The following is a 22,671-nucleotide window of genomic DNA, read 5'->3' as shown; positions in this document are numbered from 1 at the left end:
AAGATCGGTTATAGGCGCAGGCCCGGAGACGAGAGGATTCCCATGATCGTAGTAACAGGCGGGGCCGGCTTTATCGGCTCGAATCTGGTCAAGGCACTCAATGCCCGTGGCCGCGAGGATGTGCTGGTGGTCGATGATCTCAGCGACGGCAGCAAGTTCGTCAATCTGGCCGACTGCACCCTCGGCGACTACCTCGACAAGGATGACTTCATTGCCCGTGTGAGGGCTGCACTGAACGGCGAGACGTCTCACCTGCCACCCATTGAGGCCATCTTCCACGAGGGGGCCTGTTCGGACACCACCGAATGGGACGGCCGCTTCATGCTCGAGAACAACTTCGAGTATTCCAAGGTGCTGTTGCACTTCTGCCAGCGTGAGGGCATTCCCTTCCTCTATGCCTCCTCGGCGGCCACCTACGGGGGGAGCGAGGTGTTCTTCGAGGCCGCGGAGCACGAGAAGCCGCTCAACGTCTATGGCTACTCGAAGCTGCTGTTCGACCAGTATGTGCGTGCCCGCCACGATGACTTCACCAGTCAGGTAGTGGGCTTCCGCTACTTCAATGTCTACGGGCCCCGGGAGCAGCATAAGGGCAAGATGGCCAGTGTTGCCTACCACCACCATACCCAGATATGCGCCGGTCAGAACGTGAAGCTGTTCGGTGCCTGGGAGGGCTACGAGGCCGGCATGCAGAGTCGCGACTTCATCTATGTGGGTGACGTGGTGGACGTCAACCTCTGGTTCCTGGACCATCCCGAGGCCTCCGGCATCTTCAACCTGGGCACCGGCCGCGCCGAACCCTTCAAGGCTATCGGCGAGACGGTGGTCGACTACTATGGCCGCGGCGGTATCGAGTACATCGATTTTCCCGAGGAGCTCAAAGGCCGCTACCAGAGTTATACGCGTGCCGACATCAGCCGCCTGCGCGAGGCCGGCTACGACCGCGAGTTCCGTACCGTGGCTGAAGGGGTGCGGGAATACCTGGAGTGGCTCAATGCCTGAGGCCCGGCATATGTCGCTCGGCGATGAGCCTCGCATCCTCGTGGTGGGGCCTTCCTGGGTTGGCGACATGGTCATGGCCCAGAGCCTCTTCAAGACCCTGAAGGCGAGGCAGCCGAGCAGCCGAATCGCCGTGGTGGCGCCCGCCTGGTCGCGACCGATCCTCGAGCGAATGGACGAGGTGGACGAGGTGGTCAGCCTCAGCGTGGGGCACGGCCAGTTCGGCCTGGCAACACGGCGGCAGCTTGCTCGCTCCCTGCAAGGGCGCTTCGATCACGCCATCGTACTGCCACGCTCCTGGAAGTCGGCCCTGGTGCCTTTTCTGGCGCGCATCCCTCGGCGTACCGGTTTCACCGGCGAGCAGCGCCTGTGGCTGCTCAATGACCGCAGGCGACTCGACAAGACAGTGCTGGATCAGACCGTGAAACGCTTCGTGGCGCTGGGCCTACCAGCAGAGGCGGCAGCCAATGGCGACATTCCTATCCCGCAGCCCCGGCTGCGTCTGGACACCGAGAATCTCGTCGAGCGCCGCGTTGAGCTCGGGCTGTCGTCGCGCCCGGCCATCGGCATGATGCCGGGGGCGGAATATGGTCCCGCCAAGCAGTGGCCGCTGGCGTATTTTCGGGAACTGGCGAGATCGCTGGTGGTAGAGGGATTCGAGGTCCGTGTGCTGGGAGGCCCAAAGGACAGGGAGGCCGGCGAGGAGATCGCCGATGCGCTGCCCCATACCCACAACCTGTGCGGCAGGACACGGCTGGCGGATGCCGTCGACCTGCTCGGCGACTGTCGGCAGGTGGTGACCAACGACTCCGGACTGATGCATGTGGCGGCAGCGGTCGGAACTCGCGTGCAGGCCCTCTACGGCTCATCATCGCCGGCCTATACGCCACCCCTGACCGAGAATGCCGAGGTCCATTACCTGGCCCTCGATTGTTCCCCCTGCTTTCAGCGCACCTGCCCGCTGGGACATACCAATTGTCTGAAGCAGCTCATGCCCGAACGGGTCCTGCAGGCGATGCTGGCGAACGGCGATTAGGGTAGTGCCTCTGGTGGCGCCTCCGGCGCCTGGTCCCCGGGTGTTTCGACGATCTGCTCGACGGCTGGTTGTGGGGGCGTAGGAGGACCTTGCGGCGGCTCCAGCCCCTCCCACAGGCGCTCCTGGAGGGCTGTCTCCTCACGCATGCGCGCATTGAGCGTCTCGCGTCCGTGTTCCTCGACCAGGGTTGGCTCGCCCGAGAGCAGTGACACCCCGAGCCCGGCTCGATGCCAGTCGATGACGAAGCCCATGGCCTCGAGAACCGTGGGCAGAATATCCATGGTCGATGCCTCGACATCCTCATGGTGCGGCTCGAGATGCTCCCCCAGCAGCATGAAAGTATTGTCCCGCTCCCCGGCGATCAGCTCCTCCCAGGCGGAGACCCGCATGGTCAGGTGGTCACTGGCGATCACTACCAGGGTATTCTCCAGCAGGCCCTCTTCCTCCAGGCGCTCGACCAGCCGGCGGACGAGCCAGGCAGAGCACTCCACGGAATACAGGATGTCCACGCCGTCGAATTCACCCTGTCGCTCCCGGCAGTCGCGCGCCGGGTAGCCATTGGGAGCATGGCCGGTGATGCTCAGGTTGACGAGTCCCCAGGGGCCGCCTTGGCGCTCCAGGCGGTGGATCTCCTCGACGGTGAAGTCATAGAGTGTATCGTCGTAGAGACCCCAGCTGTTCACGTAGCCGGGCTCTTCCAGCCGTGGTTCCAGTTCCTCCCGCCCGAGTACCCGGTCGAAACCGTGGTCCCGATAGAAGACGCCCTTGCCGGCGAAGCGCGTGCTGGCGCCGCCCATGTAGGAGAGGGTGTAGTCCCGCGCATCGAGCAGGTCACCCAGGCAGTCGACGCCAGGCACGACCTTCCCAAGCGGCTCGAACTGGCTGTCATGCAGCAGGCCGGCCGGCATCAGCGGTGTGCCACACTGGCTGGCGATCATGCCCGCCATGGTCCAGCCGGTGTTGCCCACCTGGCGCACGCCATCGAAGACCACGGCCCTCTCGCCCAGGTCCTCCAGCGGGGCATAGGCATTTCCGAAGCGCGCCTTGTCGGCATAGGTGCGTTCGATGCTCTCTAGGTAGAGCAGCAGCAGGTTGGGTGGATCGCCAGGGGCCTCGAGAATGACCGGCTCCACATATTGGCGATCCAGCCAGGCGCCATCCTCGGTAACGATGGCCGCGCCGCGCTGCCCGATGCCATACAGCAAGGGGTTGGTGACGAGCAGTGCCACCGCCAGCAGCCGTTCTCCTCGTCGCCAGCGATGATCCATCCGGACTAGCCAGGTGAAGCAGGCCAGCAGCAGTATCATGCTCAAGGTGTAGAGGAGGGCGGTGACGATACGCTCCCCGCCGCCATGTGCTTCCATGCCGGCCTGGAGATGAAAGAAGACGGCGCCGAGATCGACTATGCCGAAGCTGTTGGCAAGATAGACATAGAGCCCCCAAAGGGCGATCGGCAACAGCGACCATGGCCAGGCGCGACGCGCGGGACGTCGATGGGCGCGCGCTCCCCAGCCGCACCAGCGGGCCACCAGCAGCCAACCTGCGGCGACCGGCACCATGCTCCAGGGTGGAACATGGGGCAGGGCGGCAATGGCAAACCCCAGCCACAGCCCGATCACGAGCAGGGCCCACCAGCGAAGCTGGCGAAGCGAGGGCGGCAGGAAACGGCTGATCATGATGGAGCGACGCGGAGCTGAGTTCTCCACCAGCTTACCAAGGGTCGGGAGGCGAATGCACCGGTGGACCGTGGAGACGCTAGCCGAAGCTACCCGCTGCCTTCAGGCGCCGACGCCCCGACCAAAGAGACTCGCCATCTGGGCGCCGACGCGTCATGACGGACCAGAGGGGCCGTCTCTTTCCTGCTCGTGGAGTTCATTGAGCTTGGCGTACTTCATGTAGGCATGAAAGGCGGTTGTCACGGCGACCGTGACCCCGTCCGAACCCTGGAACAGGCCCCCCTTGAGAACCAGTTTTCTCAATAAAGCGCTCAGTGCATGCCAGGCGGGACGGGAGCGGGAAGGCGCTTTCCCGCGCTGCTTCATCGCCCAGGCATCCCGGCTCGAGAGCTGGTCGATGCGGATGATCCAGTGAGAGAGGTCGCGGTAGGTGAAGTGCCGGATATGGCCCCCCGTATCGAGGACCTTCGGTGCCTGCACGGAGGAGTGGGCCTTCTTTGGCAGGTACCCCGAGGTGGTGCGGTTATAGAGTCGCGTCACGGGATCCGGATAAAAACCGGCGGCCTTGATCCAGTGATGGCCGGCAAAATTGCGGCGCTTGAAGCGATAGGCCGTATCGGGATCCTCCAGCGCCAGTCCCTGGATGGCGGTGACAGCATCTTCCTCGAGGCGCTCGTCGGCATCCAGGGCCAGGATCCAGTCGTTGCGCGCCCGGGGCACGGCGAAGGCCTTCTGGGGACCGTCTCCCAGGTAGGGCTGATGAATGACGGTGGCACCCTCGCGCTCGGCGATCGCCACGGTATCGTCGCGGCTCCCCGAGTCCACGACGATGATCTCGTCGCAGACGGGGCGCAGCGAGGCGATGCAGTCGGCGATATTCTCTGCCTCATCGAGGGTGATGATGATTCCGGTGATCGGCGTCATGGTGTCGTCTCGCGGGTCGGGAAGTGGCCCAGGTGGCCGGCGATCCGGCTCGCCGCGGCCTCCAGGTCGATGCTCTTCATGTCGCGCTCACCGGCCCCCGGGGGCGGACAGAAGGCGAGCCGGTGGGCCTCGGCGTTGCAGGTCTGCCAGCGCAGCGGGGTGGCAGAGCGGCGGGACGGATAGAAGCCCGCGGTGGGGCGGTCCAGGCAGCCGGCGATGTGCAGGGGGCCGGTGGAGCCGGCGATGAACAGGTCGGCGGCCGACAGGCTGAGGGCGAAGTCATCGAGCCCGTGGCGGGGTGGCAGCAGGCCTGCCGTCACTCCTTCGCCGACCAGGCGCTCGCGGAGCCTGTCGGCCGCGGTCTCCTCGCCCGGGCCGGCGGTGAGCACCCAGGCCGGGGCGGGGCGACTCGCCGCGGCCAGTCGCGCCTCCACGCCCAGCACCAGGGTGGCATAGCGCTCGAGGGTGAGGTTCACGGCCGAGCCGCCGCTGCCGGGATGCAGGAAGAGCCAGGGGCGCGAGTCGTCCAGGCCCAGCTCATCGGCAATGCGCGCCCGCTGCGCCGCACGGGTCCCCTCGGGAAGCGGCCAGTAGGGCGGCTCGGGGCGTGCCGGCACCGCAAGCCCGAGTTCTGCCAGCAGGGCCTCGGCCAGCTCCAGGTTGTAGAGGTACTCAGGTTTCTCGGAGCGCGACCTGCGCTGCACGATGCGTCGGTTGTAGAATAGCTGGGCCCACTTGGTGGCCGGGGCGAGGCGCAGGGGAATGCCGGCCCGCCAGCCCAGCCAGCCGATGCGCGGGGTGGAGAAGAGTGTCAGCAGGGCATCGAAGCGCGCTTCGTGCAGGCGCTTGAGCAGCGTCCGGCGCCCCGCTCGGCCGCCGGCATCACCGGGGTCGATCAGCACCTCGTCGATCCAGGGGCATTGCCTGGCCAGCGGCGCAGTGTAGGCGGGAACCAGGACGCTGACACGGGGCGCCGGATCGACGGCCTTGAGGCAGGCAAGTGCCGGCCAGGCGAGCATGAAATCCCCGAGCTTGTCGTTGCGAACCACCAGCAGGCGAGGGCGGTCGCCGTCCTCGCTGGCAGGGCGAAGTGTCATCATCCGGGCTCCCGAGCCCCGTCACCGCAAAGGAGACCCCCTTGTCCCGCAAGGTCATGCATATCTGCCTCTCGAACGGCTGGGGCGGACTGGAAATGTATTCATCGCGCATTATACCCGAGCTGAGGCGGCAGGGGTGGGCGGCCCATGGCCTGGCGATGGCGGGCTCTCGAGTCGCCGACAGTCTGGTTGAGGCCGGCATCGCTCCGCTGACCGTGGCCTCCCGTGGCCAGGCCCTGCTGAGGGTGGGGCGCCTGCTCCGATACCTGAAGGCCCACGATATCCGGATACTGCATTGCCACAAGTCCAGCGACCTGTGCCTGGGGGCCCTGCTGGTGACCCTGCGTCCCTCGCTGCGGCTCTTCTTCACCGACCACATGGGCGTCACGCGTCCCAAGAAGGATCCCTACCACCGCTGGGCCTACGGCAAGGTATCGCGTCTCCTTTCCATCAGCGAGACAACGCGACAGCGTAATCTGGCGGCCTTCCCGCTACCCCCCGAGCGTATCCGCCGGCTGTATCTCGGCATTGACCCCGTGCCATATGCGCCGCGCCTCACCGGTTCAGAGCGGCAGGTGCTGCGCGACGCGCTCGGTATCCCGTCGGGGGCGGTGGCAATCGGCCTGCCGGGGCGATTGACGCCGGGCAAGGGGCAGGGCATCTGGATCGAGGCGCTGGCCGGGCTCCGCGAGCGCTATCCGGCGCTGGCCTGGCACGGGGTGCTGATCGGCGGGCTGACCGCCGCAGAGGGCAGCAGCGAGGCCTTCGTGGCCGAGCTGCGCGACCGCGTGGCCGAACTCGGCCTGGGCGAGCGCGTGACCTTCGCCGGCTTCCGGGCGGACCTGCCGAGGCTGTTCGAGGCCTTCGATATCGTCTGTGTGCCGTCACGCAACGAGGCCTTCGGCTTGACGGTGATCGAGGCCATGGCCGCCGGCAAGGCGGTGATCGGTGCCGACAGTGGGGCCATTCCCGAGCTCATCGATGGCCAGACGGGCCGCCTCGCTGCGCCAGATGATTCCCTGGCGTGGTGTAACGCCATGGCCGAGCTTGCCGGCGATGCCACCCTCAGGCAGCGACTGAGTGAAGCGGCGCGCAAGGAAGTGAGTGCTCACTTCACTCTGGAATCCCATGTCACGGGGCTGGTGAAGGCCTATACCGACACCTTGGATGAGCCAGCATAGCCGTCTTGGATCGTCGCCATGACGTCAGTGGCGCCGAATTTCGCCAGTGAGCGTTCCAGCCGCGCCAGGTTGTCCGCCTGCCAGGTGCCCTTTGGGCGCAGCCGGCAGCGATCCAGGTCGATCAACCACACCTTGCCCTGCGAATCGATCAGCAGGTTGCGGGCGTTGAGATCGACATGGTCGAGGCCGACATCGTGGAAGCGCCGGATAGTCGAGCCGACACCCTCCAGCAGGGCATCACCGGCTTCGTCGTTCTCCACCAGGCTGGCCAGGGCACGGGCGCCGGGAATGCAAACGGTGATCAGCGCCGCCCGGTAGGTGAGTCCATGGCGAGTTACCCGAGCGGCCACCGGGCGCGGCACGGGCAGGCCGCGCGCATACAGTTCGGCGGTCAAGCGACACTCGCGAAATGCGCGGGTCCGCTCAAGGCCGGTCCACAGGTAGCGGTCGTCGCTTAGCCGGGCGACGAGGCCGCCGCGACGATACGGCCTGAGCACCCATCGGGCGCCCCGCTCGAAGGAGCTGGCGTCCAGAAAGAGGCTGGCCCCTCGCCCGGGGGCCTCGCCGACGACCCGGCCGGCATCGCGCCAGTAGTCGGGATCGAAGCTATGAGGAGGGAGGGGCGGCGCCATTTGTGACGGCCGGCCGGCGTCACATAAACTGTCCGCATCATATAGAATGAAAATCTTTCCCGCTCGATACGTTGCCAACCGCATGAAGCATCCTCTTCCCGACCGACCCCAGCATATCTGCGTACTGCGGCTCTCTGCCCTGGGCGATGTCTGTAACCTGGTGCCGACGGTACGTGCCCTGCAGCGCCAGTGGCCCGCGGCGAGGATCACCTGGGTCATCGGCAAGGGCGAGCACAGTCTACTGGCGGGCCTCTCCGGGGTCGAGTTCGTCGTCTACGACAAGGCGACGGGGCTTGCGGGCATGCGCGCCCTGTGGCGCGAGCTGGCCGATACCCGCTTCGACGTGCTGCTGCACATGCAGCAGGCGCTGCGGGCCAGCGTGCTCTCCCTGGGGCTCAAGGCCGACGTGCGGGTGGGCTACGACAAGGCCCGTGCCAAGGATGCCCAGCACTGGTTCACCCAGCGCCATCTGGCGCCCCACCCCCGGGCCCATGTGCTGGAGTCGTATCTCGACTTCGCGCGCCTGCTGGGCGTCGAGGACCTCTCGCTGGCTTGGGACCTGCCGGTACCCGAAGCGGCCGTCGAGGAAGCCCACCACATCACCGCAGCATCGCCTTACCTGCTGATCAGCCCATGCGCCAACCCGCGCCTGCGCAACTTCCGCAACTGGTCCGCCGAGGGCTACGCGGCGGTAATCGAGCATGCCTGGCGCCAGCATGGGTTGAAGACGGTACTCACCGGGGGTGGCAGCACTCAGGAGCGCCAGCTCGGTGAGCGTATCCGGGCCCTCTGCCCCGAGGAGGTAGTGATCGATGTCATTGGCGAGACCTCGCTCAAGGGCCTGCTGGCGCTTATCCGTGATAGCCGGGCGGTGGTCGCTCCTGACTCGGGCCCGGTGCACATGGCCAATGCCCTGGGTGCTCCGGTGGTGGGGCTCTACGCCACCACTAACCCTGAGCGTGCCGGCCCCTACCGGTGGCGTGACTTCGTGGTCGATCGCTATGCTGATGCGGCTCGCACCTTCCTGCACAAGGAGCCCGCGGAGCTCTCCTGGGGCCAGCGAGTCCGTCATCCCGATGCCATGTCGCTGATCGGCGCCGAGGACGTGATCGAGCGCCTCGAGGCAGTGCTGGCCCACCCCGAGATCCCTCAGGACATGGAGTCCCCCGATGAAGCTTGACCTGACCGCGCTGGAGCACTCCCGCCTGCTGGTGGTGGGCGATGTCATGCTCGATCGCTACTGGCATGGCGGCACCTCGCGCATCTCTCCGGAGGCGCCGGTGCCGGTGGTGCGGGTCGACGAGTCGGAGGACCGCCCCGGGGGGGCCGCCAACGTGGCCCTCAACATCGCCTCGCTAGGCGCCCATGCTGCCCTTGCGGGCCTGGTGGGCGACGATGACAATGCCGACCGGCTGGCTTCCCGCCTGGAGGCGGTCGGAGTGAGCACTCACTTCGAGCGTAGTCCCGGGACGCCGACCATCACCAAGCTGCGCGTGATGAGCCGCAACCAGCAGTTGATCCGCCTGGACTTCGAGCAGGGCCTCGGCGACGTGGACACCACCGGATTGCTGGCACGGGTCGAGGCGGCCCTGTCCGACTGTGATCTGGTGATTCTTTCCGATTACGGCAAGGGAACCCTCAACCGCGTCGAGGCACTGATCCGGCTGGTCAAGGCCGCCGGCAAGCGGGTGCTGGTGGATCCCAAGGGCAGCGACTTCAGCCGCTACCGTGGGGCCAGCGTGATCACCCCTAACCTGGGCGAGTTCGAGGCGGTGGTGGGCCACTGCCGAGACGATGCCGAGCTTGCCGCCAGGGGCGAGACGCTGCGTGCCGAGCTCGAGCTGGAAGCGCTGTTGATCACCCGCAGCGAGAAGGGCATGACGCTGATTCGCGAGGGACACGAGCCGCTGCACCTTCCCACTCGGGCCCGCGAGGTCTTCGACGTCACCGGGGCGGGCGACACCGTGATCGGCGTACTGGGCCTGGCGCTGGCGGCCGGGCACGGCTTCGCCGAGGCGATGACCCTGGCCAACCTGGCCGCTGGCCTGGTGGTGGCCAAGCCCGGCACCGCGACACTGTCGATTGCCGAGCTCTATACCGCCCTGCACGGCGACAAGCTGGCCGAGTTCGGGGCAATCGAGGAGCCCGCGCTGATCGAGGCGGTTCGCGCCGCCCAGGCACGGGGCGAGCGGGTGGTGATGACCAACGGCTGCTTCGACATTCTGCATGCCGGCCATGTTGCCTACCTGGAACAGGCCCGACGCCTCGGTGACCGGCTGGTGGTCGCGGTCAACGACGATGCCTCCATCGGCCGCCTCAAGGGCCCCAAGCGGCCCATCAATCCCCTGGCGCGGCGCATGCAGGTGCTGGCCGGTCTGGGCGCCGTCGACTGGGTGGTGCCGTTTGGCGAGGACACTCCCCAGCGACTGATCGAGGCGGTGCTGCCGGACGTGCTGGTCAAGGGCGGCGACTATCGTCCCGAAGAGATCGCCGGCGGCGCTGCCGTCCGTGAGGCAGGGGGCGAAGTCAGGGTGCTGGGCTTCGAGGATGGCGTCTCCACCACGGCGCTGATCTCCACCATCCTCGACCGCGAGAGCTGATGCCGGCGCCACGCCCCTGGGTCCGCCGGGTCTATGCGGCGGCCCTCTACCTCTTCGCGCCGCTGATCTGGCGACGCGTCTGGCGCGAGCAGCTGCCCGGGCGGTCGCGTCGCGAGCGGCTGGGCTGCATTCCGCCTTCCGCCGCAGGAGAGTACACCCTCTGGCTGCACTGCGCCTCGGTGGGCGAGGTGCAGGCCGCGCGGCCCTTGGTCGAGGCGCTCGGGCAGCGCTGCCCCGGCTACCGCCTGGTCATCACCACCATGACTGCCACCGGGGCGGAGCGGGTGCTAGCGCTAGCAGAAAGCCGCCGGAATTCAGAGGATAGCGCCGAAGTGAGCCATCACTTCGTGCCCCTGGATTTCCCCGGTTCGGCGCGCCGCTTCGTGGCACGGTTACGCCCCGACCTCGCCATCTTCTTCGAGACGGAACTCTGGCCCAACCTGCTGGCGTCCTGCGAGCGGTCGGGCGTGCCGGTGGCGGTGGTCAACGGCCGCCTCTCGCCACGCGCCTTCCGGGGCTATCGCCGCCTTCGTCCCCTGATGGCGGAGGCCCTGAGCCATGTGGCCTGGCTGGCGGCTAAGTCCGAGGCCGACGCCCGGCGCTTCATCGAGTTAGGCATGGCGCCGGCGCGCACCACGGTGGTGGGCTCGCTGAAGTTCGATATCACTGCCAGCGGGGATCAGGAGGTGAGTGAGCGTTTGCGCACCCGATTCGGGAGGCGGCCGGTCTGGATAGCAGGCTCCACTCACCCCGGCGAAGACGAACAGGTGCTGGCCGCTCATGCCCGCCTGCGCAAGCGGCTTCCCGATGCCCTGCTGGTGCTGGTGCCCCGCCATCCCCGCCGCTTCGACGAGGTGGCCTCGCTGTGCCGCCAGGCGGGCCTGACGCTGGCGCGCCGCTCGCGCGACCAGTGGCCCGGGGACGACACGGCGGTCTACCTGGGCGACTCCATGGGGGAGTTGCTGGCGCTCTATGGCGCGGCGGACCTGGCCTTCGTCGGCGGCAGCCTGGTGCCCATCGGCGGACACAACCTGCTGGAGCCGGCCGCCGTGGGCACGCCGGTGCTCACTGGGCCCGCGCTGGCCAACTTCGAGGATGTGGCCGAGGCAATGCGCGCGGCCGGCGCCCTGGTGGAGGTCGACAACGCCGAGGCGCTGGCTGCCGCGCTGTGGCGCTTGTTCGGCGACCGGGAGGCGCGGCACCGCCTCGCCGCGGCGGGCCGCGAGGTGGTCGCGGCCAACCGGGGTGCCCTGGCGCGCACTATGGTGGGGCTGGAAGGGCTTATGCAGGCGGAGTGAGTGCTCGCTACTGAAAGCGGAGTCAGGCCGGCAGCTGGCGCTCCACGCCCTGCTCGGTGCCGAGCAACAGCACATCGGCGCCGCGGGCCGCGAACAGACCATTGGTGACCACGCCGACGATGGCATTGAGACGTGCCTCCATGGCCACCGGGTCGTCGATCATGAACTCGAAGCAGTCGATAATCTGATTGCCGTTGTCGGTGACCACTCCCTGGCGATAGACCGGATCGGCGCCCAGCTTGACCAGCTCCCGGGCCACGTAGGAGCGGGCCATGGGGATTACCTCCACCGGTAGCGGGTAGCGGCCAAGCCGCTCGACCCGCTTGGAGGTGTCGGCGATGCAGATGAAACGCTCGGCACAGGCGGCGACGATCTTCTCCCGCGTGAGGGCCGCACCGCCCCCCTTGATCATGTGCAAGTGAGCGTTCACTTCGTCGGCGCCGTCGATATAGAAGGGCACGGTGCCGGCCTCGTTGAGCTCGAAGACCTCGATGCCGTGGCTCCGCAGGCGTTCGGCGCTGGCCTCCGAGCTGGCCACGGCCCCACGGAAGTCATGGCGCAGCGCCGCCAGCCGGTCGATGAAGCGGTTCGCGGTGGAGCCGGTGCCGATGCCAAGGATGGTGTCGCGCTCGAGGCGAGGGCGGATCTCGTCGATGGCGGCGGCGGCCACGGCGTCCTTGAGTTCGTCCTGGGTCATGTCGTGCTCGCTAACGGGTGGATGGCGAATGCCGCGCCATTATAGGCGATGCCGGCGGCCGGTGCTGGACGCCATGGCCACCGCAATGCTACCAATAAGGGTTACTTGCGGCGCCGTTCACGGTGCCCCTCGCGTCACTTCTGGGATATCAGGATGCTCGAAGCTACCGTCAAGAAGATTCTCCAGGCCCGGGTCTACGAGGCCGCCCGGGAAACCCCCATCTCCCCGGCCCCCTTTCTCTCCCGCCGCTTCAACAACCAGATCCTGATCAAGCGCGAGGACCTCCAGCCGGTCTACTCCTTCAAGATTCGTGGGGCCTATAACAAGATGGCCCAGCTCGATGAGGCGCAGAAGGCCAAGGGCGTGATCGCCGCCTCGGCGGGTAATCATGCCCAGGGACTGGCGATGGCGGCCAAGCTGATGGGCGTCAAGGCGGTGATCGTGATGCCGCGCATCACCCCGGAAATCAAGGTCGCCGCGGTGCGCGCGCGAGGCGCCAAGGTGGTGCTCAAGGGCGATGCCTTTGCCGAGGCGGCGGCCCATGCCCAGGAACTGATCGCCGAGCACGGCTACACCTACATTCCGCCCTTCGACGATATCGATGTCATTGCCGGCCAGGGCACCATCGCCGTGGAGATCCTGCGCCAGCACGGCGGGCCGATCGACGCCATCTTCGTGCCGGTGGGCGGTGGCGGTCTGCTGGCCGGCATGGCCGCCTACATCAAGTACCTGAGGCCCGAGATCAAGGTGATCGGGGTGGAATCCGAGGATAGTGCCTGCCTCAAGGCGGCGCTGGCTGCCGGGGAGCGCGTGGTACTGGACCAGGTCGGCGTCTTCGCCGAGGGCGTCGCCGTGGCGCAGATCGGCGAGGCCCCCTTCGCCGTGATGCGCGACCTGGTGGATGACGTCATCACCGTCAACACCGACGAGATGTGTGCCGCGGTCAAGGACATCTTCGAGGATACCCGAGCGGTCTCCGAGACCTCCGGGGCGCTGTCGCTGGCCGGGCTGAAGAAGTACATCCAGCAGACGGGGGCCGAGAACCAGACCCTCATCTGTATCAACTCCGGGGCCAACACCAACTTCGATCGCCTGCAGCACATCGCCGAACGCACTGAGTTAGGCGAACAGCGCGAAGCGATCCTCGCCGTGACCATCCCCGAGAGGCCCGGCAGCTTCAAGAAGTTCTGCCGTACCATCGGCAAGCGGATGGTCACCGAGTTCAACTACCGCTATGCGGATCCCGAGAAGGCCCATATCTTCGTCGGCGTCCAGGTGAAACCCGGCGGCGAGGACCGCCAGGCGGTGATCGACAAGCTCCGGGGTGCCGGCTATCCCGTGGAGGACCTCACCGACAACGAACTGGCCAAGCTGCACATCCGCCATCTAGGGGGTGGCCGCCCGAAGGAGCATTTCGACGAGGAGGTCTACCGCTTCGAGTTTCCGGAACGCCCCGGAGCACTGATGAACTTCCTGACCCACCTGCCACACGACTGGAACATCTCATTGTTCCATTATCGTAACCACGGGGCCGCCTATGGTCGGGTGCTGGTGGGCATGCAGGTGCCCAATGGTGACCGTTTCCATGTCGAGGAGTACTTCGACGCCATCGGCTATCGCTACTGGAAGGAGAGCGACAACCCGGCCTACCGGCTCTTCATGGCCTGATGCGCGCGTGTCGTCATCATGGCGAGTGAGCGCTGACTCGCCGTGTAGCTCCGTGCTCCCGCGTGTTTAAAAATGTAATACTGCCGGTATGCTGGTTGTCATGCGTGGGTAGGAGCCCCTATAGTCAACGCGTTATCGTCACCTCCGCGGTGACAAAACAACAACATTCATCCCGCCCTTCGGGGTCCTGTCTCTACGGAGTTCACAATGAAGCGCAAGCCCGATCTGGTCATGACACTGGTGCTGGTCTTCGGCATCGGCGTTGTGGCGACTGGCTATGCCCAGGCGTTGGCGGGTGGCTGAATCCCACTGAGCCGAAGGGAGAACGTCACGCTGGAACCGCCTGATGACAACGGCCGATGCGCGCATGCATCGGCCGTTGTCATTAGTGTGCCATGGCATTAAGGACGTATCACTCGGGCGTCGCTGACGATGGCGTCCAGCGGCACGTCCCACGGGGCGGCGGGAAGGCGCTCGACCCGCTGGCAGTCATGGGCCAGGCCGATCAGGCGAGGACGTGGTCCGGGGCGGCGAGTGAAGGCCAGCGTGCGGTCGTAGAAGCCGCCGCCCATGCCCATGCGTTGCCCCCGGTCGTCGAATCCCACCAGGGGCAGCAGGATCACGTCGAGCGCCCAGGCCGGCGTGCGCCTTGCGCGATGGGCGCCGAAACGGGTTTCGGGTTCCGGGATGCCGTATCGGTTGACCACCATGGGTGTCCCCGAATGGTAGTGCACGAACCATAGCTGGTTGAGAGTGAGCGGCTTGAGGACCGGCAAGTGAATGCGGGTGCCGCGACGTTCGAGCCAGGCAATCAGCGGGGTGGGATCGATCTCGCCGTCATTGGGCAGGTAGAGAGCCATACGACGGGCGCGACGAATTTCCGGGAGTTGCCGCAGGTGCCGGGAGAGGCGTTCGGCGGCTAGGCGTCGCTCGGCGGCGCTCAACTGGCGCCGACGTTGACGTAACTCACGTCTGAGCCGGCGACGGGCGTCGTCGGTCAAAAGGTGGGCGGCGGTATCCTGCATGTGGCTCATGTCGGATGAGGTTCCCCAGAGTGCCGCTGTCGTTCTGGCCCTTGAACCCAGTGGTTCAAGGTGGGTGGCCGCAGCCGAACCGTCAGGCTTTCCGACGCACGGACATGCACACGGGTCCGGCTAGCATTTGGCCCCCTGGGTAATGCGCATAGGCTCGAGGGACGATAACGACTGGCAAACACCCCAGGGAACGTCTTTATCCTACCAGAGCCAGAGGCGGTGCCAAAGGGATGATTGTTTGGCTCAGCGCTCCGGCATGGCGTCCAGCGCCTTCTCGAGGCGGGCGTTGAGCGCGTTGAGGCTCTGCTCACCGGCGCGCTGATCGTCCAGGGCCTCGAGTAGCTCGTGGGCGATGTTGAGGGCCGCCATGATGGCGATCTTCTCGCGGTCGATCACCTTGCCTCGGGAGTGGATACCCTGCATGGCGCGGTCGAGGTAGCGGGCTGCCCGCTCGAGCTTTTCCTGCTCTTCTGGCGGGCAGGCGATGGCGTAGCTGCGCTCGAGAAGGGTGATCTCGGTGGTGGGCCGTTGAGGCTCGGTCATGGCAGGCTCCGGAAAGGGCCAGGGGAAAGGAGTCGCACGCCGGGTGCGCGTCATGGGGAGCCGATGCGTTAACATCGAGGCCACGGAATGAACGCCAGTCACTATAAGAGAGCCGTTTGCGGGCGGTCAACGCGCCCGGCGGCCCCACCAGCGGATCTTGCCATGTCACTGATCAACGAACGCCAGGACTTTTCGACCATTGCCGACACCTTCCTGCTCCACGGCAGCATGCAGTCGCCGGCCTTTCTCGACGGGCGCCTCTGCGCCGAGCTTGCGCTGCATGACCTGGCCCCCGAGGCCTGGCTGGAAGAGGTCTGTCTTAGCCTCGGCGTCGACCAGCCCCGCGACGAGCCCAGCGCCGAGCGACTGCTGGGCTGGCGCCGCCAGACCCTTGAAGCCCTCTCCGCCGCCGAGCTCAACTTCGAGCCGCTGCTGCCCGACGAGCTCTTCTCTCTCGCCGAGCGCGCCCTGGGCCTGCAGGAGTGGACCCTCGGCTTCCTCGAGGTAGTGGCCGATGCCGGCGAGGGGCCCCGGCGTGCCTGGTCGCCGGCGCTGCGCGAGGCGCTCGAGGATCTCGAGGGCCTGACGAGCATCGAGACCGATATCGAGGACAGCCCGGAGAATGAGAATGACCTCTTTGCCCTCACCGAGCACGCGCGCATGGCGGCCATGCTGCTCTACACCGAGCAGCACCCCGGCAAGCCACAGGTTGAGCAGGTCGATGAGCCCACGCAGCATTGACACCGGTCGAAGCGCCCACCCATACAGGAGCCGTGATGCCCTCCGAGACCTTGCCCCGCCCCGCCCCGATCAGCAACGACGAGTACCGTGCCCGCCGTCGCAGGCTGATGGATCAGCTACCCGACGACAGCGCTATCCTGCTGCCCGGAGCGGCCCTGGTCACGCGCTCGCGTGACAGCGAGTTCCCCTTCCGCCAGGACAGCGACTTCCACTACCTGACCGGATTTCCCGAACCGGATGCTCTGCTGCTGCTGCTGCCCGGCCGTGATGCCGGGGAAAGCATGCTGTTCTGCCAGGACCGCGACCCGACCCTGGAGGCATGGACCGGCATTCGTCTGGGGGCCGAAGGCGCCGTGCGCGTTCATGGCGTCGATCAGGCTTTCGAGAATGCCGAGCGCGACGCGAGGCTGGCCGAACTGCTGGACGGGCGTCATGCGCTCTACCTGCCACTGGGTGATAGCAACGCGCTGGCGCTCGCCGAGGAAGTGCGCGGTGAGCTGGCCGGCCGTGCACGTCGGGGTGCGGTGGCGCCATCGGCCTTTGCCGACGTTAGCGAACTGCTCCACGAACAGCGCCTGGTCAAGAGCAAGGCGGAACTGGCCCTGATGCGCCATGCCGGGGCGATTTCCGCCCGGGCTCATGTTCGGGCCATGGGCGCGGTTCTCCCGGGCCTCATGGAGTGGCAGCTTCAGGCCGAGCTCGAGCACGAGTTCCGCTGGCAGGGCGGCAGTGGCCCGGCCTATGCCAGCATCGTCGGTGGCGGCTGCAATGCCTGTGTGCTGCACTACATCGAGAACCACGCCCTCCTGGAGGATGGCGCCCTGGTGCTGATCGATGCCGGTGCCGAGTTCGATCTCTATGCCGGCGACATTACCCGTACCTTTCCGGTAAACGGTCGCTTCAGCGAGGCTCAGCGGGCCCTCTACGAGGTGGTGCTGGTCGCTCAGGAGCGAGCCGTCGGTGCGATTCGCCCCGGCGTTACCCTGGCGATGATCCACGAAGGAGTGGTGCATGACCTCACCGCCGGCCTCATCCAACTGGGGCTGCTGGAAGGCGATGTCCAGGCGCGTATCGAGGACGACAGCTACAAGCGCTTCTACCTGCATTCGACCTCCCACTGGCTGGGCCTCGACGTGCATGACGTGGGGAGCTATCGCCTTGAGGGCCAGCCCCGTGCTCTGTTGCCCGGCATGGTGCTCACCGTGGAGCCCGGTCTCTATGTGCCTGCTGACGATGACGTGCCGGAAGCCTTCCGCGGTATCGGCATCCGTATCGAGGATGACGTGGCAGTGACGGTCGACGGCCACGAGGTGTTGACCGCAGGTGTGCCCAAGCGGGTGGCAGATATCGAGGCCCTGATGAGCAGGAAATGACCGGTCAAGGCGCGTCTCGACGTGCCTTTATGTAATGTACGTTATGAAAAAAGGGAGGCCTGCCATGAGTTCGACATCGCCGTCGCAGGTGGATATCGCCATCATCGGGGGTGGCCTTGTGGGGGCCAGCCTGGGCTGTGCCCTGGCCGCGCTGGTCGAGCAGGCGGGGCTCAGGGTGGCAGTCATCGAAGCGGCGCCGATGGCGCCTCAACCGACCGCGCCCTGGCAGCCCAGCTTCGATGCCCGGGCGAGCGCCATCGCCGCCGGCTCGGCCCGGCATTTCGCCAGCCTGGGCGTCTGGACGCACATGGCCGAGATGGCGGCCCCGATCCGCACTATCCATGTCAGCGAACGGGGGCGGCTGGGCGTCACCCGGCTGCGAGCCGAGGAGCTCGACGTCGAGGCGCTGGGCTACGTGATCCCCAACGCCTGGATGGGTCGCGTGCTGCATGGCCGGTTGAGCCAGCTGCCGCTGACCTGGCACTGCCCGGCCAAGGTCGAGGCGATTCAGCCCGTGGCCGAGGGGTACCGGCTGCAGCTGTCGAACGGCAGCGAGCTGGAGGCTGGACTGACGGTGCTCGCCGACGGCGGACGCTCGGGGCTCAAGGAGCGACTTGGGATCGAGAGTCGCGAGCAGCCCTACGACCAGGTGGCGCTGATTGCCAGCGTCGAGGTCAGCCGTCCCCACCGGGGTGTTGCCTACGAGCGGTTCACGCCGGCGGGACCGATCGCCTTGCTGCCTCTCCAGGGCCAGGCCATGGAGCTGGTCTGGACCCACACGCGGGGAGAGGAAGATCGCCGCCTGGCGCTCTCCGACGCGAACTTCCTGGCCGAGCTGCAGCAGGCCTTCGGTGACCGGGCCGGACACTTCCGTCGGGTGGGTCGCCGCCATGCCTATCCACTCTCGCTGATCACTGCCCGCGAGACGGTGCGCCCCGGGCTGGCGGTGCTGGGCAATGCGGCGCATGCCCTGCACCCGGTGGCCGGTCAGGGCTTCAACCTGGCGCTACGCGGCGTCATGGACCTGGTGGCTGCCATCGAGACCGGCATCGAGCGGGACCAGCGCCCGGGGAGCCCGGCAGTCCTGCAGGACTTCGAGGCGCGTCGAGACGCGGACCGCGATACCGTCATCCGCTTCAGCGACGGCTTGATCCGCCTGTTCGGGGTCGACCTTCCCCTGCTCTCCCATGCTAGAGCGGCCGGCCTGGTGGGGCTTAACCTGACGGGCCCCTTGCGTCGTGGCTTGGCCCGCCGAGCTATGGGGCTGGCGCGATAGCGGTCGGAAAACAGCTCCTGCCAGGTCACAAGGTGTCCTTTGGCAGCGGGCAGGGTGAACAGAAGGCTTGGCCATGGGAGCCAACATGAGGAGCAGAGGGAATGAGTGCAGAACACGGACAGGCGTCGGCGCCGTTCGAGGTGATCATCGTCGGCGGTGGCATGGTGGGCTCGACCCTGGCCTGCCTGCTGGGCCGGGCCGGCATGGCGGTGGCATTGCTGGATGCCCGCGAGGCCCCGCTTGACCGCGACACCGTGGGTGAAGGAGCGCCCTCCCAGCGGGTCAGTGCCTTGACGCCGGTATCGCGACAGCTGTTGGAGGGGCTGGGGGCCTGGGCATGGATGGCCTCGCGGCGGGTGAGTCCCTATCGCTTCATGCGGGTCTGGGATGGCGAGGGCAGCGGCGAGGTGAATTTCTCCGCGGAGCAGGCCGGCCTGCCGGTGCTCGGTCATATCGTCGAGAACGATGTCATCCTGGCAGCGCTGGAGGCATGTCTGGCCGAGCTACCGAGCGTCGAGACGCGCTTTGCTGCTCGCGTGTCGGAGATCGAGGAAGACGCCGCCGGGCAGACGGTAAAACTGGAGGACGGCCGCCGATTGACGGCGCCTCTGGTGGTCGCCGCTGACGGCGCACGCTCACCGTTGCGGGCGATGGTCGGCATCGATGTCCGCGCTCGTGATACCGGCCAGGTGGCCGTGGTCACCACGGTGCGTACCCGCCTCGCCCATGGCGGCGTGGCGCGCCAGGTCTTCCTTCCCACCGGGCCGCTGGCTTTCCTGCCGCTGCGCATCGAGGGCGATACGCGTTACTGCTCGATCGTCTGGTCCACCACCCCGCAGGAAGCCGAGCGTCTGGTGGCCCTGCCTCGGGACACGCTGGGTGTGGAACTGGCAGACGCCATCGAACACCGACTAGGCGAGGTGACGGTGACGGACCGGGCGCTGGCGGTGCCGCTCACTCAGCGTCATGCCGAGCGCTACGTGCTGCCGGGCTTCGCCCTGGTGGGCGATGCGGCACACAGCATTCACCCCCTGGCGGGCCAGGGGGTGAATCTGGGGCTGATGGATGCCGCGGTGCTTGCTGAGGAACTGCTGACCGGCCGGCAGCGGGGGCTCTCCCTTGGAGATGCGACGCTGCTGGGCCGCTATGCTCGGCGGCGGCGCGGTGACAATGCCAACATACTGACACTGATGGACGGCTTTCGGCTGCTGTTCGGGGCGCGCCATCCGGCCTTCATCCTGGCGCGCAACCTGGGGCTCTCGGGGGTGGACCGGCTGGGGCCGCTCAAGCGCCTGCTGATGCAGCAGGCGACAGGGCATCGCGGTCGCCTGCCTCGCGCCTGCCGGCCGCTCAGTCGCCTCGACGCTGGCTGAGCACGTTGAGCGCCTTGAGCAGGTTGAGCGCCTCGCCGAGCTGGTAGTCCTCGCGCAGGCGTTCGCTCATCTCGCGGCGAGTGCGCTGCTCGCGCTGTGAGCCCAGGTGGCCCTCCAGGTCCGACTCACGCACGTCCAGGCCGCTGCCCTCGGCGACTTCCAGGCGGCCGCGGATCACCTCGACATCGGGCTCGATGCCCAGCGCCTGAATCGAGCGGCCGTCGGGCGTGAAGTAGAGCGCCGTGGTCAGCTTGAGCCCTTCGCCGTTGCCCAGCGGCATGATCTGCTGCACCGAGCCCTTGCCGAAGCTCTCGGTACCCATCACCACGCCGCGACGCTGGTCCTGCAGGGCGCCGGCGACGATCTCCGCCGCCGAGGCGCTGCCGCCGTTGATCAGCACCACCAGCGGCACATCCGCCGCCGCCGTATCTCGGCCGGCCGAGAAGCGCATCTCGCTGTCTGGCAGGCGCCCCTCGGTATAGACGATCAGCCCTTCGTCGAGGAAGGCGTCGGCCACGTCTACCGCGGCCTGCAGTACGCCGCCGGGGTTGTTGCGCAGGTCAAGCACCAGGCCCTTGAGCGGTGCGTCGCGTTCCAGGCGGCGGATGGCGTTATTGACCTGCTCGCCGGTACGGGTCTGGAACTGGCTGACCCGCAGATAGCCGTAGCCTGCTTCCAGCAGCTCGCTCTTGACGCTCACGGTGCGGATGATCTCGCGGGTCAGGGTGACTTCCAGGGGCGCGCTCTCGCCCTGGCGCAGGATGGTCAGGCGAATCTCGGTACCGGGGTCGCCGCGCATCAGGTTGACGGCTTCCTGCAGCGAAAGTCGGTCGGTGGGCGTGTCGTCGATGCGCAGGATCTTGTCCCGGGACTGCAGGCCGGCCCGCGAGGCGGGTGTGTCGTCGATGGGCGTGATCACCGTCAGCTGGCCCTCTTCCATGCCGACTTCGATGCCCACACCACCGAACTCCCCCTGGGTCGACTCGCGCAGGCTCTCAAACTCCTCGTCGTCGAGGTAGGCGGAGTGGGGGTCCAACTCGTTGAGCATGCCGCGCATGGCGTTGCGCAGCAGGTCGGCATCCTCGACCTCCTCCACGTAGGCACGCTTGATGCGCTCGAATACCTCGGCGAAAGCCTGGATCTCGGCGACCGGTAGATCATCCGACGGGCTCTGGTCCTGTGCGGCGGCAGGCAGGGGAGCCAGCGCCAGCAGGGCGGCCGGCAGCAGCACCGACAACAGGCGGCGCGTCACGTTGGGCAGAGCGTCGGGGCTTGGGGACATGCAGACTCTCGCGGTTCCGGTGGTGGCCGCCCAGCATAGCCCGCGCCCGGGCGTCTATGGAATAGCCGGACCTTACGGTTGGCGGGCGATCCAGCGCCGTGGATCGATGGGATCGCCGCCGCGGCGCACCTCGAAGTAGAGCCCAGGCTGCTGCTGACCGCCGCTGTTGCCCACCGCGCCAAGGGCGTCACCGCGAGAGACGGCCGCGCCTACGCCGGCGCTGAAGTGTTGCAGGTGGGCGTGCAGGGTCATGACGCGGTCGCCGTGATCGACGATCAGCAGGTTGCCGAAGCCGCGCATCCAGTCGGCGAATACCACTCGGCCGGCGTGCACGGCCCTGACCGGAGTGCCCGCGGCAGCCTGGATCAGCAGGCCGTTGCGATGCACGCCGGCCCCTTGGTGAAAGGTGGACGTGATGCTGCCGTGTACCGGCCATGGCAGCTCACCCCTTGTCTGCTCGATGGCCGTGGAGGGAGGCGGTCGCTCGAGGCGAGCCAGCCGCTCCTGCACGTCGCGCAGGGTGCGCTCGGCATGAGCCCGGTCCTGGGCGAGCGTGGCCAGGCGAGCCTGTTCGCTGGCGAAGCGCTCGTCCAGTCTGGCCACCAGGGCGGAACGCTCACTGATCTGCTCGGCCAGGGTGGCGCTGCGCGCGGCAAGCGCCGTGGCCACGGCCTCGAGACGCTCGCCGCGCTGCGACAGCGCCTGGCGGTTGTCCGCCAGTTCCGCATCTAGCCTTGCCAGCTCGTCGAGGCGCTCGTTGCGCGCCCGGGCCAGGCGGTTCAGGTAGGTCTGCAGACGGTCGAGCCGTGCCGGGTCGTCCTGGTTGAGCAGCAGCTTGAGCTGGGGCGTGAGGCCGAGGCGATAGAGGGCATCGAGCTGGGCCGAGAGGGCCTCGACCTGCTCGGCGCGTTCGGCGGCCAGCTGCTCGCGGCGTGTCTCGAGGCTGGCGATCTCATCGTCGAGCGTGCGTCGCTCGGCCTGCAGGGCGTCGAGGCGGCGGTGGGTCTCGGCCAGTGACGTCTCGACCTCGCGCAGCGCCTCGCTGGCTTCGTCGCGGACCTCGCGGGTGGTGGAGAGCTGTGCGGTGGCCTCCCGAATCTGCTTGCCGAGGGCATCGAGTCTCGCCTGGGCCTCGCGCTCGGAGGGCTGGGCGCAAAGCGGCGAGGCCAGGCCCAGCAGCAGGGCCAGCGCTGGCAGCCATGTGCCGAGTCTCGCGACGCCTCTCGCCATTCCCTGGCCTCCCC

20 protein-coding genes and 1 other RNA gene are annotated in these 22,671 nt (G+C 67.3%); 11 read left to right on the top strand and 10 right to left on the bottom strand.

Annotation, left to right across the window (positions count from 1 at the left end; all coding sequences use genetic code 11):
* Nucleotides 1-42: 42 nt before the first annotated feature.
* Complete coding sequence (gene rfaD / locus FHR95_RS10465; protein WP_183314335.1) at nt 43-999, top strand: ADP-glyceromanno-heptose 6-epimerase; 957 nt, start codon at nt 43-45, stop codon at nt 997-999.
* Nucleotides 992-2,032: a lipopolysaccharide heptosyltransferase II gene (waaF, locus tag FHR95_RS10460; RefSeq protein ID WP_183314334.1), complete on the top strand. Its 1,041-nt coding sequence runs from the start codon at nt 992-994 to the stop codon at nt 2,030-2,032. The genes rfaD and waaF overlap by 8 nt, the downstream gene beginning before the upstream one ends.
* Here the strand turns inward: waaF and FHR95_RS10455 are convergent.
* From FHR95_RS10455 to FHR95_RS10445, 3 genes are all read right to left on the bottom strand, one after another.
* Nucleotides 2,029-3,708 carry a sulfatase-like hydrolase/transferase gene (locus FHR95_RS10455; protein ID WP_183314387.1) on the bottom strand — a complete coding sequence of 560 codons (1,680 nt, stop codon included), beginning with the start codon at nt 3,706-3,708 and terminating at the stop codon, nt 2,029-2,031. The two genes, waaF and FHR95_RS10455, sit on opposite strands and share 4 nt — an antisense overlap.
* A 153-nt stretch (nt 3,709-3,861) precedes the next feature.
* Entirely contained in the window at nt 3,862-4,632 is a 771-nt protein-coding gene (locus FHR95_RS10450) for a glycosyltransferase family 2 protein (RefSeq protein ID WP_183314333.1), read from the bottom strand.
* Complete coding sequence (locus FHR95_RS10445) at nt 4,629-5,729, bottom strand: glycosyltransferase family 9 protein (protein ID WP_183314332.1); 1,101 nt, start codon at nt 5,727-5,729, stop codon at nt 4,629-4,631. The genes FHR95_RS10450 and FHR95_RS10445 overlap by 4 nt, the downstream gene beginning before the upstream one ends.
* A gap of 41 nt (nt 5,730-5,770) precedes the next feature.
* Here FHR95_RS10445 and FHR95_RS10440 point away from each other — a divergent pair, with 41 nt between their 5' ends.
* Nucleotides 5,771-6,910 carry a glycosyltransferase family 4 protein gene (locus tag FHR95_RS10440; RefSeq protein WP_246378506.1) on the top strand — a complete coding sequence of 380 codons (1,140 nt, stop codon included), beginning with the start codon at nt 5,771-5,773 and terminating at the stop codon, nt 6,908-6,910.
* Here FHR95_RS10440 and FHR95_RS10435 read toward each other — a convergent pair.
* Nucleotides 6,880-7,626 (bottom strand): 3-deoxy-D-manno-octulosonic acid kinase, encoded by a 747-nt coding sequence (locus tag FHR95_RS10435; RefSeq protein ID WP_183314331.1) that lies wholly within the window; start codon nt 7,624-7,626, stop codon nt 6,880-6,882. The genes FHR95_RS10440 and FHR95_RS10435 overlap by 31 nt on opposite strands.
* Between FHR95_RS10435 and FHR95_RS10430 the strand changes: the two genes are divergently transcribed.
* Genes FHR95_RS10430 through waaA form a run of 3 tightly spaced genes read left to right on the top strand, consistent with a single transcriptional unit; the run spans nt 7,625 to nt 11,440 of the window.
* Nucleotides 7,625-8,722, top strand: coding sequence for a glycosyltransferase family 9 protein (locus tag FHR95_RS10430; protein WP_183314330.1), 1,098 nt, complete (start codon nt 7,625-7,627; stop codon nt 8,720-8,722). The genes FHR95_RS10435 and FHR95_RS10430 overlap by 2 nt on opposite strands.
* Nucleotides 8,712-10,142 (top strand): bifunctional D-glycero-beta-D-manno-heptose-7-phosphate kinase/D-glycero-beta-D-manno-heptose 1-phosphate adenylyltransferase HldE, encoded by a 1,431-nt coding sequence (gene hldE / locus FHR95_RS10425; RefSeq protein WP_183314329.1) that lies wholly within the window; start codon nt 8,712-8,714, stop codon nt 10,140-10,142. The genes FHR95_RS10430 and hldE overlap by 11 nt, the downstream gene beginning before the upstream one ends.
* Nucleotides 10,142-11,440 (top strand): lipid IV(A) 3-deoxy-D-manno-octulosonic acid transferase, encoded by a 1,299-nt coding sequence (waaA, locus tag FHR95_RS10420; RefSeq protein ID WP_183314328.1) that lies wholly within the window; start codon nt 10,142-10,144, stop codon nt 11,438-11,440. The genes hldE and waaA overlap by 1 nt, the downstream gene beginning before the upstream one ends.
* A gap of 22 nt (nt 11,441-11,462) precedes the next feature.
* On the opposite strand, the gene rpiA is transcribed toward waaA, so the two are convergent.
* Complete coding sequence (gene rpiA, locus FHR95_RS10415; protein ID WP_183314327.1) at nt 11,463-12,137, bottom strand: ribose-5-phosphate isomerase RpiA; 675 nt, start codon at nt 12,135-12,137, stop codon at nt 11,463-11,465.
* Nucleotides 12,138-12,290: 153 nt separating this feature from the next.
* Here rpiA and ilvA point away from each other — a divergent pair, with 153 nt between their 5' ends.
* Nucleotides 12,291-13,805 (top strand): threonine ammonia-lyase, biosynthetic, encoded by a 1,515-nt coding sequence (gene ilvA / locus FHR95_RS10410; RefSeq protein WP_040183640.1) that lies wholly within the window; start codon nt 12,291-12,293, stop codon nt 13,803-13,805.
* A gap of 401 nt (nt 13,806-14,206) precedes the next feature.
* Here ilvA and FHR95_RS10405 read toward each other — a convergent pair whose 3' ends face one another.
* From FHR95_RS10405 to FHR95_RS10395, 3 genes are all read right to left on the bottom strand, one after another.
* A complete protein-coding gene (locus FHR95_RS10405) occupies nt 14,207-14,839 on the bottom strand; it encodes a 5-formyltetrahydrofolate cyclo-ligase (protein WP_183314326.1) in 633 nt (210 codons plus the stop codon).
* An 8-nt stretch (nt 14,840-14,847) separates the two neighbouring features.
* Nucleotides 14,848-15,032: non-coding RNA, 6S RNA (gene ssrS / locus FHR95_RS10400), on the bottom strand.
* A gap of 50 nt (nt 15,033-15,082) precedes the next feature.
* On the bottom strand, nt 15,083-15,382 hold the full coding sequence (locus FHR95_RS10395) for a cell division protein ZapA (protein ID WP_040183642.1): 300 nt from the start codon (nt 15,380-15,382) through the stop codon (nt 15,083-15,085).
* Nucleotides 15,383-15,544: 162 nt separating this feature from the next.
* Between FHR95_RS10395 and FHR95_RS10390 the strand changes: the two genes are divergently transcribed.
* The 4 genes from FHR95_RS10390 (at nt 15,545) to FHR95_RS10375 (ending at nt 20,145) form a co-directional block, all read left to right on the top strand.
* Nucleotides 15,545-16,123 carry a UPF0149 family protein gene (locus FHR95_RS10390; RefSeq protein ID WP_040183643.1) on the top strand — a complete coding sequence of 193 codons (579 nt, stop codon included), beginning with the start codon at nt 15,545-15,547 and terminating at the stop codon, nt 16,121-16,123.
* Between the two features lie 35 nt (nt 16,124-16,158).
* Nucleotides 16,159-17,496 (top strand): Xaa-Pro aminopeptidase, encoded by a 1,338-nt coding sequence (pepP, locus tag FHR95_RS10385; RefSeq protein ID WP_183314325.1) that lies wholly within the window; start codon nt 16,159-16,161, stop codon nt 17,494-17,496.
* 64 nt (nt 17,497-17,560) lie between these two features.
* Nucleotides 17,561-18,772: a 2-octaprenyl-6-methoxyphenyl hydroxylase gene (gene ubiH / locus FHR95_RS10380; RefSeq protein WP_040183645.1), complete on the top strand. Its 1,212-nt coding sequence runs from the start codon at nt 17,561-17,563 to the stop codon at nt 18,770-18,772.
* Between the two features lie 101 nt (nt 18,773-18,873).
* The gene (locus FHR95_RS10375; protein ID WP_183314324.1) at nt 18,874-20,145 is read left to right on the top strand and encodes a UbiH/UbiF/VisC/COQ6 family ubiquinone biosynthesis hydroxylase; all 1,272 of its coding nucleotides are present in this window, start codon (nt 18,874-18,876) and stop codon (nt 20,143-20,145) included.
* On the opposite strand, the gene FHR95_RS10370 is transcribed toward FHR95_RS10375, so the two are convergent.
* Together FHR95_RS10370 and FHR95_RS10365 are read right to left on the bottom strand one after the other, a co-directional pair.
* Nucleotides 20,123-21,427: a S41 family peptidase gene (locus FHR95_RS10370; RefSeq protein ID WP_183314323.1), complete on the bottom strand. Its 1,305-nt coding sequence runs from the start codon at nt 21,425-21,427 to the stop codon at nt 20,123-20,125. The two genes, FHR95_RS10375 and FHR95_RS10370, sit on opposite strands and share 23 nt — an antisense overlap.
* Before the next feature lie 72 nt (nt 21,428-21,499).
* Nucleotides 21,500-22,657 (bottom strand): murein hydrolase activator EnvC family protein, encoded by a 1,158-nt coding sequence (locus FHR95_RS10365; RefSeq protein WP_183314322.1) that lies wholly within the window; start codon nt 22,655-22,657, stop codon nt 21,500-21,502.
* Nucleotides 22,658-22,671 lie beyond the last annotated feature (14 nt).

The organism is Halomonas fontilapidosi (genome assembly GCF_014192285.1).
Taxonomy (GTDB): domain Bacteria; phylum Pseudomonadota; class Gammaproteobacteria; order Pseudomonadales; family Halomonadaceae; genus Halomonas; species Halomonas fontilapidosi.
The sequence above is the reverse complement of the archived record's forward strand: the minus strand, read 5'-3'. Positions and strand labels throughout refer to the sequence as shown.